11 protein-coding genes, 2 pseudogenes and 1 riboswitch are annotated in these 18,412 nt (G+C 46.3%); of the genes and pseudogenes, 2 read left to right on the top strand and 11 right to left on the bottom strand.

What is annotated here, in order from left to right:
• Position 1 precedes the first annotated feature (1 nt).
• Positions 2-606 (top strand): annotated as a pseudogene (gene tadA, locus A6D97_RS11235) (tRNA adenosine(34) deaminase TadA).
• Positions 607-667: 61 nt separating this feature from the next.
• On the opposite strand, the gene A6D97_RS22305 reads toward tadA, so the two are convergent.
• The gene (locus tag A6D97_RS22305; protein WP_017059878.1) at positions 668-799 is read right to left on the bottom strand and encodes a hypothetical protein; all 132 of its coding nucleotides are present in this window, start codon (positions 797-799) and stop codon (positions 668-670) included.
• Positions 800-1,115: 316 nt separating this feature from the next.
• Entirely contained in the window at positions 1,116-2,684 is a 1,569-nt protein-coding gene (mltF, locus tag A6D97_RS11240; RefSeq protein WP_065584391.1) for a membrane-bound lytic murein transglycosylase MltF, read from the bottom strand.
• Between the two features lie 329 nt (positions 2,685-3,013).
• Here mltF and purL point away from each other — a divergent pair, with 329 nt between their 5' ends.
• Positions 3,014-6,922, top strand: coding sequence for a phosphoribosylformylglycinamidine synthase (purL, locus tag A6D97_RS11245; protein WP_065584392.1), 3,909 nt, complete (start codon positions 3,014-3,016; stop codon positions 6,920-6,922).
• Between the two features lie 417 nt (positions 6,923-7,339).
• On the opposite strand, the gene A6D97_RS11250 is transcribed toward purL, so the two are convergent.
• From A6D97_RS11250 to A6D97_RS11290, 9 genes and pseudogenes are all read right to left on the bottom strand, one after another.
• A complete protein-coding gene (locus tag A6D97_RS11250; RefSeq protein WP_065584393.1) occupies positions 7,340-10,444 on the bottom strand; it encodes an efflux RND transporter permease subunit in 3,105 nt (1,034 codons plus the stop codon).
• Positions 10,441-11,763, bottom strand: a complete 1,323-nt coding sequence (locus A6D97_RS11255) for an HlyD family efflux transporter periplasmic adaptor subunit (RefSeq protein ID WP_032545691.1) — start codon at positions 11,761-11,763, stop codon at positions 10,441-10,443. The genes A6D97_RS11250 and A6D97_RS11255 overlap by 4 nt, the downstream gene beginning before the upstream one ends.
• A 124-nt stretch (positions 11,764-11,887) precedes the next feature.
• Entirely contained in the window at positions 11,888-12,238 is a 351-nt protein-coding gene (locus A6D97_RS11260) for an EF-hand domain-containing protein (protein ID WP_017059884.1), read from the bottom strand.
• 531 nt (positions 12,239-12,769) lie between these two features.
• Positions 12,770-13,801 carry a 2,3,4,5-tetrahydropyridine-2,6-dicarboxylate N-succinyltransferase gene (dapD, locus tag A6D97_RS11265; RefSeq protein WP_017059885.1) on the bottom strand — a complete coding sequence of 344 codons (1,032 nt, stop codon included), beginning with the start codon at positions 13,799-13,801 and terminating at the stop codon, positions 12,770-12,772.
• A gap of 228 nt (positions 13,802-14,029) precedes the next feature.
• Positions 14,030-14,662, bottom strand: a pseudogene (locus A6D97_RS11270) (MarC family protein).
• Positions 14,663-14,890: 228 nt separating this feature from the next.
• Positions 14,891-15,880, bottom strand: a complete 990-nt coding sequence (locus A6D97_RS11275) for a GGGtGRT protein (protein WP_065584394.1) — start codon at positions 15,878-15,880, stop codon at positions 14,891-14,893.
• Between the two features lie 25 nt (positions 15,881-15,905).
• Complete coding sequence (locus A6D97_RS11280) at positions 15,906-16,598, bottom strand: iron-sulfur cluster assembly scaffold protein (RefSeq protein WP_017068533.1); 693 nt, start codon at positions 16,596-16,598, stop codon at positions 15,906-15,908.
• 194 nt (positions 16,599-16,792) lie between these two features.
• A riboswitch (Fluoride riboswitch) is annotated at positions 16,793-16,877 on the bottom strand.
• A gap of 155 nt (positions 16,878-17,032) precedes the next feature.
• Positions 17,033-17,326 carry a YebG family protein gene (locus A6D97_RS11285; protein WP_008223840.1) on the bottom strand — a complete coding sequence of 98 codons (294 nt, stop codon included), beginning with the start codon at positions 17,324-17,326 and terminating at the stop codon, positions 17,033-17,035.
• A gap of 88 nt (positions 17,327-17,414) precedes the next feature.
• Positions 17,415-18,311 carry a LysR family transcriptional regulator gene (locus A6D97_RS11290; protein ID WP_017059889.1) on the bottom strand — a complete coding sequence of 299 codons (897 nt, stop codon included), beginning with the start codon at positions 18,309-18,311 and terminating at the stop codon, positions 17,415-17,417.
• Positions 18,312-18,412 lie beyond the last annotated feature (101 nt).

The following is an 18,412-nucleotide window of genomic DNA, read 5'->3' on the forward strand; positions in this document are numbered from 1 at the left end:
TATGCTTCACCGCATACCTATTTTCGTTTTTATCCTTTGTTTCTGGAGTTCCCTTTGTCAGACCATCAATTCACCCCTCAAGATGAAATCTTCATGCGACGCGCCATTGAGGTAGCTAAGCAAGCAGAGAGCGAGGGAGAGGTTCCAGTGGGTGCGGTATTAGTGAAAGATGGGCAGATTATCTCTGAAGGATGGAACCGTTCGATTGGCAGCCACGATGCTACGGCACACGCAGAAATTGAAACCTTGCGTAAAGCCGGTCAAGCCTTAGAAAACTATCGGCTACTCGATACCACTTTATACGTTACGCTAGAGCCTTGCCCAATGTGCGCAGGTGCCTTGCTACACAGCCGAGTAAAGCGCATTGTGTTTGGTGCTCCAGACTTAAAAGCAGGCGCTGCAGGTACAGTGTTGAATTTGTTTGAAAGCCAAGCCTCATACCACTATGCCGACGTTGAACATGGTTTGTTAGAGGAAGAGTGCCGTGAGCAATTACAAGCGTTTTTCAAGCGTCGTAGAAAAGAGATAAAAGTGAAGCGAAAGCAAGAACGTCTGTTGGAAGAGCAGCGTTTAGAAGCAGAGATGAAGGCTGGCAATAAGAAATAGCAGCGTACTTTCGGCACTCTCTATCGCAAGAGTGCCAAGCAAACTGACTGAGTAACTACATTTACTCAGCAATCATCTGCATGAAAGCGCGATTGCGCCAAATGATCTTCTTCTTATTATTTGAAAGCATACGCTTACGACGGTTTGCAGCAACGGTCTTATCAAGGCGTTTCGATTTCAGTTTCTTCATCATTTCAATGATTTCCTATTTGTCGTCTGACTTTTTAGTTTGGACTAACGATTTAATTATAGTGTTATTCGTTTGTTTGGCCTGTCGCACGCTTGGCTTAAATAGAAGAGCAGTTCTAGTCTAAAGCCAGCATTGCAGTGCAACAGAGCATAATCTTGATTGTGGTGTGCCGTTATAAGGTTCGATTGTTACTGCAATATGACACTCTAGATCTCATCATCATTTTCTTGCCTGCTTCCCTTATCCCTTAGTGACGAAAGAAGAGTCGAAAAAAGACAATAAAAAAGAGCAATGCTAGATGGCATTGCTCTTTTGGGTTTTACTGTGAAGGCTCAGAACTGCTTACTGTCGACTGAGCTGCGCTGATACTCGATTCAGCACCTGAGGTTTCTAAAGGTGGGATCACCACCAAACCTTCAAGGGTCGCTTCTTGTTCTTTATTGCGCTTATTTACATGGCCAATAATGCTTTGGTAATAACGGCGAATGTTTTCAACGTAGTTTCTCGCTTCATCACCACGCGCATACCCATATCGAGTTTGGCTGTAGTACTTCTTCTGTCTTAACAGAGGTAATCTGTCTTTCACATCGCCCCAAGCATCAGGATCTCCTCCTTGTGCCTTCGTGAGGCGACGCGCGTCCATCATGTGCCCGTAACCGACATTGTATGAAGCAAGTGCAAACCAGATCTTTTCGTGTTGAGTGATTGAATCTGGTACTCGGTTCACGATACGACGCAGGTACTCAACACCGCCTTGTACCGACTGGTTCGGGTCGAGACGGTTGGTTACCCCAACACTCTTCGCGGTGGGCAGTGTCAACATCATCATGCCACGAACACCCGTTGGTGAGCGCGCAACAGGGTTCCAGTGTGATTCTTGGTAGGCCAAAGCGGCAATCAAGCGCCAATCAAATTCTTGAGAGTACCTTTGAAATAGCGGCGACCATTTTGGCAACTTGCTGTCCAGTGCGCGGATAAAGGCACGAGTATCAACGTAGTCAAAAGTGCCGATGTGGCCGATGTATTTCTCTTCTAGTGAAGCCAGTTCACCAGACTGTTTTAGGTTACCGAAGAACTCAATCAACAGAGCATAAAGGCTTTCATCTTCAGACTTCTGCAAATACCAAGAGATAGGTTGGTCTTCTGTCAGCTCAAATGCCAAGGCAACATCTGGGTACAAACGTTGCGCCAGTGATAGCTCGATAGAGTCGGCCACTGTGAATAAACGTTCGCCTGTTGATACTTCTTTGAGCAGGTCGTTGATATCAGCATTGCCGACCGCATCATAGATAAAGTCATCGTGTGTTTTCTGCAGCTGCTTTAGTGTTGGCTCAAAGTGTGAGTCTTTCACCACAACCAAAGATGGCGTTAATGTGTCAGTAGACGCCGCCTCTTCTGATTCAGTTTGTGCTTTAACAAAGTCAACCTGACGCTCATTCTCGAAATTGATCAGTTGTTCAAGGTTTCTCGGTCGCCACTGGCCTTTTTTGTATACGACCTGTTGGCTTACGTAGTAATAAGCAGGTGCGGCGCGATAAGCTCGTGTCAGTTTGTTGTTTTGCGTTAAGCCGGTCGCGATAAGATCGATTTCGCCTTTCTGCAGTGCAGGGAACAAGCCAGACAAACGGTAAGCGGGTTTAACCTCAAGCTTTACACCAAGCTCCTGCGCAAATTCACGAGCTAATTCGTAATCCAAGCCAGCAGGACCATCAGGACCTATGTAATAAGAGAGTTGGTTATTTAGGGTGCCGACACGAAGAACGCCACGATCTCGTATCTGCTCAAGGACACTTTTAGGTTCAGATTCAATCTGGCATCCAGCCAACCCAAATAGGGCGATGGCGAGCAGAAGGAACTTAGACGAAAAGATGAGCGTAAATTTAGGCATCAAAATGAAATCTCGAAAAGTGGAAGCTCCTTTATACCAAACCCCGCAAGGCTGGCAAAGCAGGTTTAATTAAACAGTTGTAAAAGTGGTGATAAATGCAGCAAAAGTACCATTTACGCAGAAAGATAAAAAAAATCACGCAAACGGTTGCTTTTGGTGTTACGTCACAAAAAGAAATGCTTTATAATGCGCTCGCATTGAAGAGGTGGGATCGGCATAGGTTTTTAAACCTTCGGGAATAGCTTCGAAGAAAACAGTTAGGTTTTTCCTTTAACCCACTGAATTTATTCCAATACTACCTTAATCAACTGCATAAGAGACGTAAGCACATGAGAATTTTGCGTGGCTCCCCAGCTCTATCTGAGTTTCGTGTTAACAAGCTTTTAGAGCTTTGTCGTGAATTAAGCTTACCTGTAACAGGTATTTACGCTGAGTTTGCCCACTTTGCTGATCTAACGGCAGACCTAGATGAGTCTGAAGTTGAGAAGCTAGAAAAGCTACTGACTTACGGTCCAACGATTGAAGAGCATGAACCTGAAGGTTTACTGCTGCTTGCAACGCCACGCCCAGGCACTATCTCGCCTTGGTCTTCAAAATCAACAGATATCGCACACAACTGCGGACTGGCTAAAGTGTCACGTCTAGAGCGCGGTACTGCTTTCTACATTGAAACCTCTGCTGAACTTTCTGAACTTCAACTTGTTGAGCTGAAAGCAATCCTGCACGACCGTATGATGGAAGTGGTTTTCACTGACTTCGAATCAGCGGCGGCACTATTTACCGTTGCTGAGCCTGCTCCTTATGCGGAAGTTGACCTACTAACTGGTGGACGTAAAGCGCTTGAAAAAGCAAACGTTACCCTAGGTCTTGCACTTGCAGAAGATGAGATTGATTACCTTCTTGAAAGCTTCACTGAGAAGCTAGGTCGTAACCCGACGGACATCGAGCTAATGATGTTTGCACAAGCGAACTCAGAGCACTGTCGTCATAAGATCTTTAACGCTGATTGGACTATCGATGGCGTTAAGCAAGAAAAATCATTGTTCAAGATGATTAAGAACACCTTTGAAACGACACCAGAACATGTTCTGTCTGCTTATAAAGATAACGCAGCGGTAATGACAGGTTCTGAAGTTGGTCGCTTCTTCCCAGATCCAGAAACTCGCCAGTACAACTACCACCAAGAGAAAACACACATCTTGATGAAGGTTGAAACGCACAACCACCCAACGGCAATCTCTCCGTGGCCAGGCGCATCGACAGGTTCAGGCGGTGAAATCCGTGATGAAGGCGCAACCGGTATTGGTGGTAAGCCAAAAGCGGGTCTTGTTGCTTTCTCTGTATCTAACCTTAAGATCCCGAACTTCGTTCAACCTTGGGAAACTGACTTTGGTAAGCCAAGCCGTATCGTTACTGCTCTGGATATCATGCTTGAAGGTCCTCTTGGTGGCGCGGCATTCAACAACGAATTTGGTCGTCCAAACCTACTTGGCTACTTCCGTACTTACGAAGAGAAAGTAAACTCTCACGCAGGTGAAGAAGTGCGTGGTTACCACAAACCAATCATGCTAGCTGGTGGTCTTGGCAACATCCGTGATGAGCACGTTCAGAAGAAAGAGATCCCGGTAGGTGCAAGCCTAATCGTTCTAGGTGGTCCTGCGATGAACATCGGCCTTGGCGGCGGTGCGGCATCTTCAATGGATTCTGGTTCTTCTTCTGAAGATCTTGATTTCGCTTCTGTACAACGTGAAAACCCAGAGATGGAGCGTCGTTGTCAGGAAGTTATCGACCGTTGTTGGCAGCTTGGTGATGCGAACCCAATCGCATTTATCCACGATGTGGGCGCGGGCGGTATCTCGAATGCTCTTCCTGAGCTAGTCGACGATGGCGAGCGTGGCGGTATCTTTAATCTACGTGACGTGCCAAACGATGAGCCGGGCATGAGCCCACTTGAGATCTGGTGTAACGAATCTCAAGAGCGTTATGTAATGGCGGTTGCTGATAAAGACATGGCAACGTTCGACGCGATTTGTAAGCGTGAACGTGCACCGTACGCAGTGGTTGGTAAAGCAACTGAAGAACGTGATCTGAAATTAGAAGATTCACACTTCGACAACACGCCAATCGACATGCCAATGGACATCCTATTAGGTAAAACACCTAAGATGCACCGTGACGCGAAAACGCTAAAAGCTAACAACCCTGCGATTGACCGTTCTGGCATCGAGATGAACGAAGCGGTTGACCGTGTTCTTCGCTTGCCAACAGTCGCTGAGAAAACATTCCTTATCACCATCGGTGACCGCTCGGTAACAGGCCTTGTAGCTCGTGACCAAATGGTTGGTCCATGGCAGGTTCCTGTTGCTAACTGCGCAGTAACAGCGGCAAGCTACGACTCTTACCACGGTGAGGCTATGTCTCTTGGTGAGCGTACGCCAGTGGCACTTCTAGACTTCGGCGCATCGGCTCGTCTAGCGGTTGGTGAAGCAATTACTAACATCGCAGCGACCAACATCGGCGATATCAAACACATTAAACTGTCGGCTAACTGGATGTCTCCAGCAGGTCACCCAGGTGAAGATGCAGGTCTTTACGAAGCGGTTAAAGCGGTTGGTGAAGAACTATGTCCAGCTCTGGGTCTAACTATCCCAGTGGGTAAAGACTCAATGTCGATGAAGACTAAGTGGGAAGAGAATGGCGAGCAGAAAGAAGTAACGTCTCCGCTATCTCTTGTTATCACTGCGTTTGCACGTGTTGAAGATGTTCGTAAGACGATTACTCCTCAGCTTCGCACTGACAAAGGTAATACAAGCCTAGTTCTTATCGACCTAGGTAACGGCAAAAACCGTATGGGTGCAACAGCACTTGCACAGGTTTACAAGCAGCTTGGTGACAAGCCAGCAGACGTAGACAACGCAGCGCAACTAAAAGGTTTCTACGAAGGCGTTCAAGCACTTGTAGCGAACGACCAAGTTGTCGCTTACCACGATAAAGGCGATGGTGGTCTATTCGTAACGCTAGCAGAAATGGCATTCGCAGGTCACTGTGGTGTTAATGCAAACATTGAAGCGTTAGGTGAAGACACGCTAGCAGCACTGTTCAACGAAGAGCTAGGTGCAGTAATCCAAGTCCGTAACGACGACCTAGACGCAGTACTTTCTACTCTTGCAGCTAACGGTCTAGAAGCATGTTCTCATGTGATTGGCAGCGTTGTTGGTGAAGGGGAAGCATCAGATGAACTAGTGATTAAGTCTGGCGAGTCTGTAGTGATTGAACGTAACCGTACTGAACTACGTACTATCTGGGCTGAGACAACGCACAAGATGCAAGGTCTGCGTGATAACCCAGTATGTGCTGACCAAGAACATGAAGCGAAGAAAGACAACTCGGACCCAGGTCTGAACGTGAAACTGAGCTTTGACGTAAACGAAGACATCGCAGCACCGTTCATCAACACAGGTGCTAAGCCTAAGATGGCGATTCTACGTGAGCAGGGTGTTAACTCTCACGTTGAAATGGCAGCAGCATTCGACCGTGCAGGCTTCGAAGCAACTGATATTCACATGAGCGACATCCTAACAGGTCAAGCGGTACTAGAAGAATACAACGGCCTTGTGGCATGTGGTGGCTTCTCTTACGGTGATGTACTAGGTGCTGGTGAAGGTTGGGCGAAGTCGGTTTTGTTTAATGACTCTACTCGTGACCAGTTTGAAAACTTCTTCAAGCGTGAAGATACCTTCTCTCTAGGTGTGTGTAACGGTTGTCAGATGCTGTCGAATCTACGTGAACTTATCCCAGGTGCGGAGTACTGGCCACGTTTCGTTCGCAACGAATCTGAGCGCTTTGAAGCACGTTTCAGCCTAGTAGAAGTTCAGAAGTCAGATTCTGTATTCTTCAACGGCATGGAAGGTTCTCGTATGCCAATCGCTGTTTCTCACGGTGAAGGCCGCGTAGAAGTACGTGATAACGACCACCTAAACGCGATTGAAAACTCAGGTACGGTTGCTCTACGTTACGTTGATAACAACGGTAACCAAACGCAGCAATACCCGAATAACCCGAATGGTTCGCCAAACGCTATCACAGGTTTAACAACGACTGACGGCCGCGTGACAATTATGATGCCTCACCCAGAGCGTGTATTCCGTACGGTTGCAAACTCTTGGTCTCCGGAAGGTTGGGGCGAGAATGGCGCTTGGATGCGTATGTTCCAAAACGCACGTAAGAACGTGGGTTAATTGAAAACGATTTAAACAGTGTTATCGGGACAATAACCACAAGCGCAGATCGAAAGGTCTGCGCTTTTTTTGGTGGTGAGTGTGGTGTAGGGATCACCGTATAGTGGATATGTGTATAACAAACTTTTGGACAGAAATGAGTTTTGGAAAATCAAACATTAGCAAATGACTAATAACTTCAGGTATGACAAATAACTAAACCTGATAGAAAAACTGCCACCAAAGAGCAAAAGACAAGACCTGACCCTATTGTTTTTTGTACGCAAAAAAAAGGTTCATCGCGGATTAGCGGGAACTAAAAACAAAAACGGTAGTACAGCAGTCAGTGATAGGGTTTAATCGCCAAATAAATTCTACGCAAACTACCATTTTCATGCCGGGCTAAATGACATGGTTCAGCATGCACTCCCAAGGGCCTCAAAGGGAAGATTGAGCACCTTCTGCCCATTTGGTCAGCTTTAAATCGTCCAAAATAAGCAGCACGCAAGGCACAACAATTGACGCTAGTAACGTAGCCGAGACTAAGCCAAACGCAATACTGGCAATTAACGGGATCAGAAATTGCGCTTGCGTACTGGTTTCGGTTAACAGTGGAAGCAATCCTGCAAATGTGGTTAACGAGGTGATAAATATCGCTCTAAATCGGTCACGTACCGCCTCTCGACAAGCGTCTATCAAGCGCTCGCCTTGGGCGATATTCTTCTTAATAAAATTGACCAACAGAATGTTATCGTTAACGACGATACCCGCTAAGGTAGCAAAGCCAACCAAGCTTGGAATAGTCAAATCGAACCCCATGCCCAAGTGCCCCCATACCACACCAATCCAGCCCATAGGGATTGCCAGCAGCACAGCAATCGGTTGAGTGTAGCTTTGTAACAGGAACACTAAAATAAGATAAATCCCCACCACGCCAAGAGCAAAGAAGGTCGCCAGCGAGGAGCCCGTATCTGAGCTTTCTTTATCCTGACCTTGCGAGGTGAAGGTGATGTCTGGGAATTTGTGTTGAGTTTGCGAGACAAATTCGCTATTGAACTGCAGCATGATTTCACGCGCATTGGCAACCCGCGTATCGATATTGCCTTGCACAACCACAGTGTTCATCCCATTAATGCGGTGAATTCGCGAGAAGGCTTGTTTTTTGTCAAACGTCGCAACACTTGATAATGGAACTAGGGTTCCATTGCCTGCCGTCACCATCAAGTTATTCAACTCATACAGGCTAGCTTGGTGCGTAAACTCATCCAGTCTCACACTAATATCCACCAGCTCGCCTTGTTGGAAAACCGTCAGATCAGTACTGCCTTTTACCGCGCTGCGCAGCGTTTGAGCAATGTTGGAAGCATTAACTCCCATCACGCCAGCTTCATCTTTAAGGTTAACGTGAAATTCGGTTCTGCCCTCACGCAGATCGGTGGAGAGGTTATAGACACCGTCAAATCCCTTCAACCATTTCACCAGCGAGCGGCTGACTTGATTGAGCTCTTGTAACGACTCACCCTGAACCCGAATATCAATGCCATTGCCAGCAATGCCCCGTTCTTTATCGGTAAACTTGAGTGAAACCACATCCGCCGTAGGGCCTACTTTTTGTTTCCAATCTTGGATCAGATCTTTAATGCTCTGCTGCCTAAATTGCGCTGGCAATAGATCGGCACTGACGGTTGCCATATGCGGCCCCGACTCATTAGCATCAGCATTTGAGTTGAACATGATCGTGGTGCTCGCGACCAAAGGTTTTGAGCTTGGGTATTTCTCTGCGTATTCTTGGTTGAGTTCATCAAGCGCGTTTGAAACCTTCTCCACCACCGCCTCTGTCTGGCTCAGTAAACTGCCTTGAGGGAGCAAGATACGCGCCTGCAGCACATCACTTTCCAAGGCAGGCATGGCTTTGAATTTCAGCCAACCTGACGAAATGGAAGCGGTTGAAATCATCACCACCATCACCAATATCCCTACTGAAAGATAAGGTGCATTCATCGCCTTGACACTCACTGGCACAAAGAATCTGTCTCTGATGTTTTCAAAACCGGCAATGAACTTGTCCCGTATAGGATTAGAGCGAGATTCAGTATGGCTATGTGCCAAATGAGACGGCAAGATCAAGAAAGCTTCTATCAGACTAACAAGCAAGGTAATCAATAACACGATGGGAATATAGCGTAGTACTTCGCCCATCTTGCCTGTGAGAAACATCAGCGGCCCTATCACCATGATGGTGGTAGCAAACGATGCAATCACACCTGGGAAGACTTGTTTGGTACCTTCAACTGCAGCGTCAAACGCGGGTAGCCCTTGTTGCCTCTTGGCAGCGATGTTTTCTGCAATGATCAACGAGTCGTCCATTAGCAGACCAATCGCGACAATCAGCCCGACCAGCGTCATCATATTCAGGGTATAACCGAGAAGTTGTATCGCAAAAATGGCGCCAAGGAATGAAACCGGCAGCCCCATGGTGACCCAAAAGCTAAAGCGAATATTAAAAAACGCCCACAACATCAAAAATGCCAGTGCTAATCCCTGTGCGCCATTGCTGGTGAGGATTCTCAGACGCTCAATAATATTGGTGCTGGAATCTTGGGTGATGGTTAAAGCGACGCCTTCAGGGGCTCTCGCCTGTTCTTTTTCAACGATGCTGACGATCGCATCTTTGACCGTTAAGGTATCTTGAAATTGCGTTTTGGACACCTGAAGCAAAGCGGCACGCTGACCATTGAACAGGATTTGATTTTCATCGCTAGTGAACTTCTGCTGAATAACGGCAACATCACCGAGGCGAACCTGAGTCCCCGTCTCACTGGATTTAATCACGATATTTTCGAAGTCTCTGACGTTGCTGCCTAAGTGGTCGAAGCGGACGCTGATCTCTTCCAAGTCATTACTAAATACGCCAGCAGGAGTGCTGATACTTTGCTGTTGTACTAGATTGGACAAGTCGGACACACTCAGGCCGTACTGCTGCAACTTCCACTGCGATACGCGAATTTCTATTTCTTGATCCGCAAAACCGCTCACGGTCACCTGAGCGATCAATGGGCTCTCTTTTAACTTGTGCTTAATTTGTTGGGCATAGAGATATAAGTCCCTATCTGACATATTGCCGGTAATCGCGACACTGGCCACCGTTGCCACTCGGTCCAGTTTCGACACCGTGATCTGCTCAACTCGATCCGGAAAATCACTGATGGCGTTAACCTGCTGTTGAATATCGCTGGTTAAAGTGTCAATGTCTTCATCATCGCCGATTTCCACATTGGCGATGACCAAACTCTCTCGGGCATCACAGCTTAACTCTTTAATTCCACTCAGCTTATCGAGAGAATCTTCCAACGGGTAACACACTTCTTCCATCATCTCAAAAGGTGACGCGCCCGGATAAACGATCCGAACCTCAATATTTTTGGTCGGCGTCAACGGAAAAGTGTCTTTCTGCAGTTTGGGCAAGGCAAAAGCCCCTAACAGCAGTACCGCCATCATCAGGACATTGGCGCCAGTGGTGTGCCGAGCAAAAAAAGCGATCATAATTTGCCCTCTTTCTGAATCGCGTTTAGGGCTTTAAATCCGCTCTGCGTATCCAACCAAAGGCCGATTTTCTCATCCGGTTGCGGTTGTAAAGCCATCCCCTCAACGGCGGGTGAAAGTTTACTTAGCACAACCACATCACCGAATTCCACGCCAGATTTGATCACCGCAACCTGCCCTTGGACGAAATCTATCCTGACAGGTTTGCTTTTCAGTTTACCTTCAGAGACAGTGTAAACTTTACCATCATGGATGGCGTTTATCGGTAGCAAGACTTGTTGCTCCATCATTGGTGCTTTAATCGTGACTTTAACGAAAGTCCCACGAATAAGTGGTGGCTTCTCCCCGGGAATGGCTTGCTGATAGGGCTGATTTACTTGTGCAACCAGGCTTTGGCTTTGAGTCTGAGCATCGATTTCACCGCCGGAGCGGCTGATCTCGGCAGGCCAAGTAATTACTTTATCGCCTGCTTGGAGCTCGACTGTCGCGCTCAAGTTGCTATGAACATCTTCGTCAAGCGAGTCAAAGCGATTGGAATTTCTTAGCGGACGCATTTTACCAAGCGGAAACTGCGCGCGAACCTCAACGGCATCGATGTCATCCGCTTTGAGCAGCAATTCCCCCTTGTTGACATACTCGGCGAGTCCAACCAAGGTTTCGACAATGCGAATATCAAATGGGGCTTTAATTACGGTTTGTTCGAGATCTCGGTTTGCAAGTGCTAGTTCCGTTTGCAAAACCTTTTGCTGCGCTTGATTAATTGCCAGTTGGTTTTTCTGTGTCTGGAGCTGTTGCTGGCTGCTGAGCAAGTCTTTGGTCGCGCGGTCTTTCTCTGTTTTGGAGATATGCCCGGTTTCACTCAATTTGATTGAGCGGGCATATTCTGACTGTTGTACCTCAAACTCTTTCTCTGCAATCTTGAGCGAATCGATAATGGTCTGATTCGTTAGCATTAGCACTTCAAGCTCAGCTTGCAAACGGGCAATAGTAAGTTGATAAGCGGTGGGGTCAATTCTAAGGAGTTCGCTGTCTTTGCGGATAATAGCGCCCGTTTTGTATTGCTCAGAAACCCACACAACCGCGCCGTCAAGTTCAGACTGTGCCTGCCAGTCTTGAACAGACTCGGTATGTCCATATCCGATGGCAGAAGGTTGGATATTTCGCGGCTCGACTTTCAACACCCGAACCACCTTTTTAGCAGCCGTATTACTCGCATTAGGCGGTTCAGCCTTCATCCCTGGTGCGATCACCAATAACGCGATGCCCAACAAAACAGGAGGAACAAACAGAGCCCTTTGTAACCAGCTATACCTAGTCATAGCGATTCCCTTACTATACATTAGCTTTTCCTTAAGCAAAAGGTAGCACACCAACATAAGCGGATTTGCTTCCTTGATCTCAAAATAAGTCAGGCCTCACAAATGGAGGCCTGATTGAATTGAGCTACTGATTGTTTTTGCCTTTGCCCATGGTATTTTTGGGGTTCACCATGCCTTGATGAGCATTAAACTCTTGTTGAGAGATAGCGCGATCCGCGTTGCTATCTAACGAAGCAAAACTGTGGCTTTGATTGATATTTTTCAACGTACGTCCCTCTTCTGCTCGCTGGGCAATACGTTCTGAGCGTGCTTGATTGAACTCGGCTTCGGTTATCTTGCCATCACCATCGAGATCAAACTGTGAAAATACTGGGCGTGACATATTGTTATTCATGCCTTTATTCATTCCACCAGCCATTGCTCCGAAGGCAATAACGATACCGAGTAACGCGATTATCGTGCTTTTGATTTTCATGACGTTTTCCTTCTCTTTGTTTCACTACTTAAGAATATACTAATGTAAGTAAGATAACGTCATGTGATGTAAAGGTATGTAAAGATGGCTAAGTAGATATCGATTTATGTTCTTATCGGTTTGTAAGCGCAGCGCAACAGAAATTATGAAACTTCTGCCGCTAGTACTCTGGTAAGAGTACAGGCATAGCTATGTCCAAATGGTTTTCAAATTATCCCAAACTTTCAGCCACCGAAACCGAAAAGCCAATGATATAAAATCCCTAGTTTCGAAAAATATGGCGATTTTTAGACATTCAGAGTGTTTTCGAACTTTTGCCCAGCAGTTTGCCTTGCAAATATCCAACAGACAAGGGATTACTTTTAGTAGGGCAAATGCATGTTAACATTCTGTTAACTCTGACTGGTAATGGGGCAATAATGATTCCCAGAACATACAAAAAAGCCGCTGGATTGAACCCCAGCGGCTTATTATTTTCTAGCATCTAGCATCTAGCATCTAGCATCTAGCATCTAGCATCTAGCGCTTAGATTAGTTGTTGCTGTGTAGTTCGCTGTTTAGCTCAACAGCAGACTTGTTCGCAAGACATTCAATTTGGCCAGTGATTGAGTTACGACGGAACAGAAGATCAGACACGCCAGCAAGATCGCGAGCTTTAATGATTTCTACTTCATTGCCTTCTTTATCTAGCATGCGAACCTTAGTACCCGCAGTCACGTAAAGACCAGACTCAACTGTACAACGGTCACCCATAGGGAAGCCAAGACCCGCGTTTGCGCCTAGTAGGCAGTTTTCGCCGATAGAGATAACCATCGTACCGCCACCAGACAGAGTACCCATGATAGAAGCGCCGCCGCCGATGTCTGAACCGTTACCTACAACAACACCCGCAGAGATACGACCTTCAACCATGCTCACGCCAGTTGTACCAGCATTGAAGTTGATGAAACCTTCGTGCATTACTGTTGTGCCTTCGCCTACGTGTGCGCCAAGACGAACACGAGAAGTGTCAGCAATACGAATACCTGTTGGTACTACGTAGTCCACCATTTTAGGGAACTTGTCTACGCAATCTACAGACAGAGCACGACCTGCAAGGCGAGCTTCGATTTGACGCTCAGCCAGCTCAGGTAGGTCGATAGGGCCTTCGTTTGTCCATGCGATGTTGTGCAGTAGACCGAAGATGCCGTCCAGTACCGTACCGTGTGGTTGTACTAGGCGGTTAGAGATAAGTTGTAGCTTTAGGAAGCCTTCAGCAACTGATGCTGGCTTCTCGTCAGTAGCAAGAACAACAAGAACAAGTGGCTGTTCAGACGCTGCCGCTTTTTCTGCGAAAGATGCGTTAGCTGCATCATCGTTTGCTGCGAATGCTTTCGCCAGTTCTGCGCTTTGTGCAGCAGAGATTTCGATAGCTTGGTTGCCTTCAGCGTAACCTGACACTTCAGCTACAGCTGCTACAAGAGCGTCGCTTGGGTTTAGAAGCGGGTTAGGGAAGAACGCTTCAATGATTTTATTGTCGCGGTTTTTGGTTGCCGTACCGAAGGCTAGTGAAAAGTAAGCCATGTTGAATCTCCATGTGTTGAGTCTTGATTTTGCTATTCCATAACAGCGACTCGAATAACAAGCGCTGCCGTTAGCAAAGTTAATTTAATTGCGTTCATCATAAAGAGAGCGCCCTCGTTATGAAAGGGCGTATCGGGATAAAGTCTGTAAAATGATATTGCTTGTCTTTTGAGAGATAGTTTTCTGCAATGAGAAAATGATGTAGTTCCACACAATTGTGGTCGTACTCTAAATAAACAGCGCCTTGTAAGCCTGTTCTATCCCTTCAATCAGCATCTGCATACCAATAACGGCGAGTATCAAACCCATCATTCGGGTAATTACATTCAATGCACTTGGTCCAACGGCTTTAACGAAGCGCTCGCCAAATACAAACAATACGTAGGTTAAGGCGCATAGTAGGCCAAAGGCGACGATGGTTTCGTAGATGCCTTCGGTGCTGGCAAAGTTCATCGCGGTGGCAATGGTGCCCGGTCCGGCTAATATTGGCATTGCCAGTGGCGAGACGGCGATACTGAGCGCCGCATCTTGTTGAGCGTCTGAGTTGACCTTCTCTTTTGCTTTAGAGTGTGTTGAGTCACCTTGCAGCATATGAAAGCCAATCAAGAACACGAGGATCCCGCCGGTGATACGAAGCGCGTAAAGCGTGATACCAAAGAGGTCGAAGATGAGTTTACCCGAGACAGCAAAGGTGCTGACGATGATGAAGGCGATGAACACTGAGCGGAAAGCGATAGACTTGACCGTTTCCCTATCATTATCACCTGTTAATCAAAGAAAGATCGGTGTGTTGGCGATAGGGTTCATGATGGCAAAAAAGCCCATGAACACGGTAATGGTATGAATGATGAGCTCTTTCATATTATTCCTTTGAAAATATGTAGTTAAATACGACAGCAGAATGTATTTAATCTTAGATACAAATAATTATTAGAAATAGATAGTAGAGCAAGTGTGAATAAAAAACAGCCAGCATAAGGCTGGCTGTTTGGTTTTAGTGATAGGTGTAGAGTTTTAGTCGTCCGTTATTGCTTGATTCTCAACTAACAGACTCTACATAACAGGCAGATTGTGGGACTCACTTTGTCGTTATGCGTGTTGAGATTCACTCACTGCCACAGCCAATGCAACCGTCGCTCCGACCATTGGGTTGTTGCCCATGCCGATGAAGCCCATCATCGCCACGTGAGCAGGAACTGAAGAGCTACCTGCGAACTGAGCATCAGCGTGCATTCTGCCCATGGTATCGGTCATGCCGTAAGACGCTGGGCCTGCTGCTACGTTATCTGGGTGCAATGTTCGACCTGTACCGCCACCTGAAGCAACTGAGAAGTATGGCAAACCTTGGCGAGTGCGTTCTGCTTTGTAGATACCCGCTACTGGGTGTTGGAAGCGTGTTGGGTTGGTTGAGTTACCCGTGATACTCACATCCACTTCTTCTCTGTGCATGATCGCTACACCTTCACGTACATCATCAGCGCCGTAACACAAGATCTCGCCACGAGGGCCTTGTGAGAATCGGCGACGTTCTGTTTCAACTAGCTCACCCGTTTGGTAATCAAATTGAGTGCGAACATAAGTAAAGCCATTGATGCGAGAGATTAGGTAAGCGGCATCTTTACCTAGACCGTTCAAGATAACTTTCAATGGTGTTTTGCGTGATTTGTTCACGTTCAGTGCAATCTTGATCGCACCTTCTGCAGCAGCAAAAGACTCATGGCCTGCAAGGAAAGCAAAGCAGTGGCTCTCTTCATTGAGAAGGCGAGCAGCCAGTGCGCCATGGCCGATACCGACTTGGCGTTGCTCCGCAACACTGCCGGGTTTTGTGAATGCTTGAAGGCCTTCACCAATGATATTCGCTGCTTGTTCTGCGTTGTTCGCTTTACGGAACAGAGCCAATGCTGCACCAAGAGTGTAAGCGTCAGCTGCGCTTTCAAATGCGATAGGTTGAGTGTCCATCACTAATGCTTTTGGATCGACATTGTGTGATAAACAGTATTGGTTTGCTTGCTCTAAAGAGTCGAAGTTCATTTCTGCCAATACGCGAGTTACTGATTCATTAAATTGAGTGTTCATCATATCTTTCCTCTTTTATTGGCAAAAATTATTGTTGGCGTGGGTTAATGGTGGTCACGGCTTCGTCGAAGCGACCATAAGTCCCTGTCGCAAGGTCAGCAGCTTCATTCGCTGGTACGCCTTGGTTAATCGCCTTCATCATTTTGCCGAGGTTGAGATATTCATAGCCAATCACTTCGCTGTGATCATCAAGTGCAAGCTTAGTTACGTAACCTTCTGCAAGTTCTAGGTAACGAACGCCTTTCGCTGAGGTTGAATAACTGGTGCCGACTTGGCTACGCTGTGTTTGACCTAAGTCTTCCAATGCTGCGCCGATTTCTAGGCCACCTTCAGAGAAAGCAGACTGAGTTCGACCGTAAACAAACTGCAGGAAGATTTCGCGCATCGCTACGTTAATCGCGTCACATACTAAGTCAGTATTCAGCGCTTCTAGAATGGTTTTTCCGGTGAGGATTTCCGCAGCCATCGCGGCAGATTGAGTCATACCTGAACAACCAATCGTTTCGATTAATGCTTCTTCGATGATGCCGTTTTTTACGTTAAGAGTCAGTTTTGCAGCACCTTGTTGTGGTGCACAAGTGCCAACACCGTGGCTTAAGCCAGAAATAGCGATGACATCTTTTGGGCTAACCATTGCGCCTTCAACTGGAATTGGAGCTGAATTGTGAAGATCACCCCTTTGAATAGGGCACATTGATTGAATTTCTGAAGAGTAGTGCATAATGTTTTCTCACTTATAGAGCCATTTAAGGCCTAGGGCGTTGAGAAAACAGGACGTGTTGGAAGAGGTGCGGCTAATTCACTACAGATCTTGAGTATCGATAATCCAAAGGTGTCATGGAACTTGGTCTTAATAGACTAAGTCCATTTCAAAATGGAGGAATAGCGATACGTCCAACAGTATTACCTGTTTTCGATTCTGTAGGAGTCATTAGCACTGTTCGGAAAGAACGGGCGGTTGAAGCAAAAGCTTAGGTGGAACCCCATCACCTGATGGCTATAGATTAGATCTTCCTCACACTTTCATGCAAGCGAATGTTTAGAGCGATTTCGACTATAAACAAGCTTCATTATATTTCGATAAGTATAAAAAAACGCCAATAACGAACTCTGATTAGAGGCGTCATTGACGTTTTTTAGAAAGGTATCAGCTAGTTAAGCTGCATCTTCTTCTGCGTCTTCAACAGCTTCAAGCTTCTTAGCTTTTTTCGGAGCTGGCTTACGCTTAGCACCTAATGCGTAAAGAACTTCTTCTTTGTTCTTCGCTAGGTACATTGCAAGTTCTTCTTGCTTGCCTTCATCTTCAACTAAATCGCTTTTGCCTAACAGTTCAAAAAGCTCATCAGCCATATCCAGCATTTTGTCGTATGCGTCAGCTTCGGCTTTAGAGGTAAAAGTCATTTTCTCTTCTCCGTTGCGTTCCACCACGTACTTGACGATAACAGCCATGGTTAATCCTCTAAGTTTGATAAATTTTACTGGCTTTTTATACAGTTTCTGATGTTAAAAGTCCAGTTGGAGCCCGTACTATGCGGCCTCAATCTTGATGTGCCGCCCAGTCTTCACAATAACTCATGAAAGATTTCAGCAGTGGGCTTTGATATTTGTCTTTATGGACCAGCATCCAGAATCGGCGTTTCATATCAAGTGGCACATTAAGCGCTTTTACTCGGCCTGAATCGATCGCTCGCTGAGCAGCTAAACGGGACAAACAGGCAAAGCCAAGACCGGCAGAAACAGAGTTGATGATTGCTTCTGTGGTGTTGAGTTCAAAAGATTCATACCAATGTTCGATGCGCGGTGCGACGGCACGAAGGAAAAACTCGCGAGTCCCTGAGCCTGATTCACGTAAAATCCAATGGCTGTCTTCTAAATCGCTTAAAATCACTTTTTCTTTGGCAACGAGAGGATGTTGATTACTAACAATAATGCACATTTCATCGCTGCTAAACTGACTCGAAATGAGTTCAGGGTGTAATGTTTTTCCTTCAATTAGCGCGATATCCAGTTCATAATCCACCAACTTTTGGCAGATCAGTGCACTGTTTGAAATGAACAAGCTTTGATCCTGATGTTGAGTTCGTTCGCGAAAGCCTGACAAAATAAACGGTGCGACCTGATTACCAATCGTGTCACTCGCGCCGACCTTTAGATTGCCACTTAAAGGCTGATCATCACGGAACAAAACATCAATACCAGCAGCACGATGTAATATTTCATCCGCCAATGGAAGTAACTTATGTCCCTCTTGGTTGAGAATTAATCGGTTGTTGACCCGGTCAAATAGAGAGTGGCCGAGTTGTTTCTCCATTTCGCCTAGTGCCATGCTGACCGCAGCTTTAGACAGAAACAGAGCCTCAGAGGCAGCAGTCAATGTCGAGTGCTGAGTAATAGTGACGAACACTTTGAGCTGTTTTATTGAAATATTAGCCATCAGATTCCTAGTTTTACTCTGCTGGTGAAAATGGATTCTGTTCAGTATTGATGAACACTTGTTATATATAATTGGATATTGTTTAACGAAGCGCAAGCGTA

The sequence above is a fragment of the Vibrio sp. ZF57 genome (genome assembly GCF_001691235.1).
Classification (GTDB): Bacteria; Pseudomonadota; Gammaproteobacteria; order Enterobacterales; family Vibrionaceae; genus Vibrio; species Vibrio crassostreae_C.

What these genes read in the sequence shown, in the direction of transcription:
- A6D97_RS22305 (WP_017059878.1), bottom strand. Translation starts at nt 799, where the DNA reads ATGATGAAGAAACTGAAATCGAAACGCCTTGATAAGACCGTTGCTGCA.
- mltF (WP_065584391.1), bottom strand. Translation starts at nt 2,684, where the DNA reads ATGCCTAAATTTACGCTCATCTTTTCGTCTAAGTTCCTTCTGCTCGCC.
- purL (WP_065584392.1), top strand. Translation starts at nt 3,014, where the DNA reads ATGAGAATTTTGCGTGGCTCCCCAGCTCTATCTGAGTTTCGTGTTAAC.
- A6D97_RS11250 (WP_065584393.1), bottom strand. Translation starts at nt 10,444, where the DNA reads ATGATCGCTTTTTTTGCTCGGCACACCACTGGCGCCAATGTCCTGATG.
- A6D97_RS11255 (WP_032545691.1), bottom strand. Translation starts at nt 11,763, where the DNA reads ATGACTAGGTATAGCTGGTTACAAAGGGCTCTGTTTGTTCCTCCTGTT.
- A6D97_RS11260 (WP_017059884.1), bottom strand. Translation starts at nt 12,238, where the DNA reads ATGAAAATCAAAAGCACGATAATCGCGTTACTCGGTATCGTTATTGCC.
- dapD (WP_017059885.1), bottom strand. Translation starts at nt 13,801, where the DNA reads ATGGCTTACTTTTCACTAGCCTTCGGTACGGCAACCAAAAACCGCGAC.
- A6D97_RS11275 (WP_065584394.1), bottom strand. Translation starts at nt 15,880, where the DNA reads ATGATGAACACTCAATTTAATGAATCAGTAACTCGCGTATTGGCAGAA.
- A6D97_RS11280 (WP_017068533.1), bottom strand. Translation starts at nt 16,598, where the DNA reads ATGCACTACTCTTCAGAAATTCAATCAATGTGCCCTATTCAAAGGGGT.
- A6D97_RS11285 (WP_008223840.1), bottom strand. Translation starts at nt 17,326, where the DNA reads ATGGCTGTTATCGTCAAGTACGTGGTGGAACGCAACGGAGAAGAGAAA.
- A6D97_RS11290 (WP_017059889.1), bottom strand. Translation starts at nt 18,311, where the DNA reads ATGGCTAATATTTCAATAAAACAGCTCAAAGTGTTCGTCACTATTACT.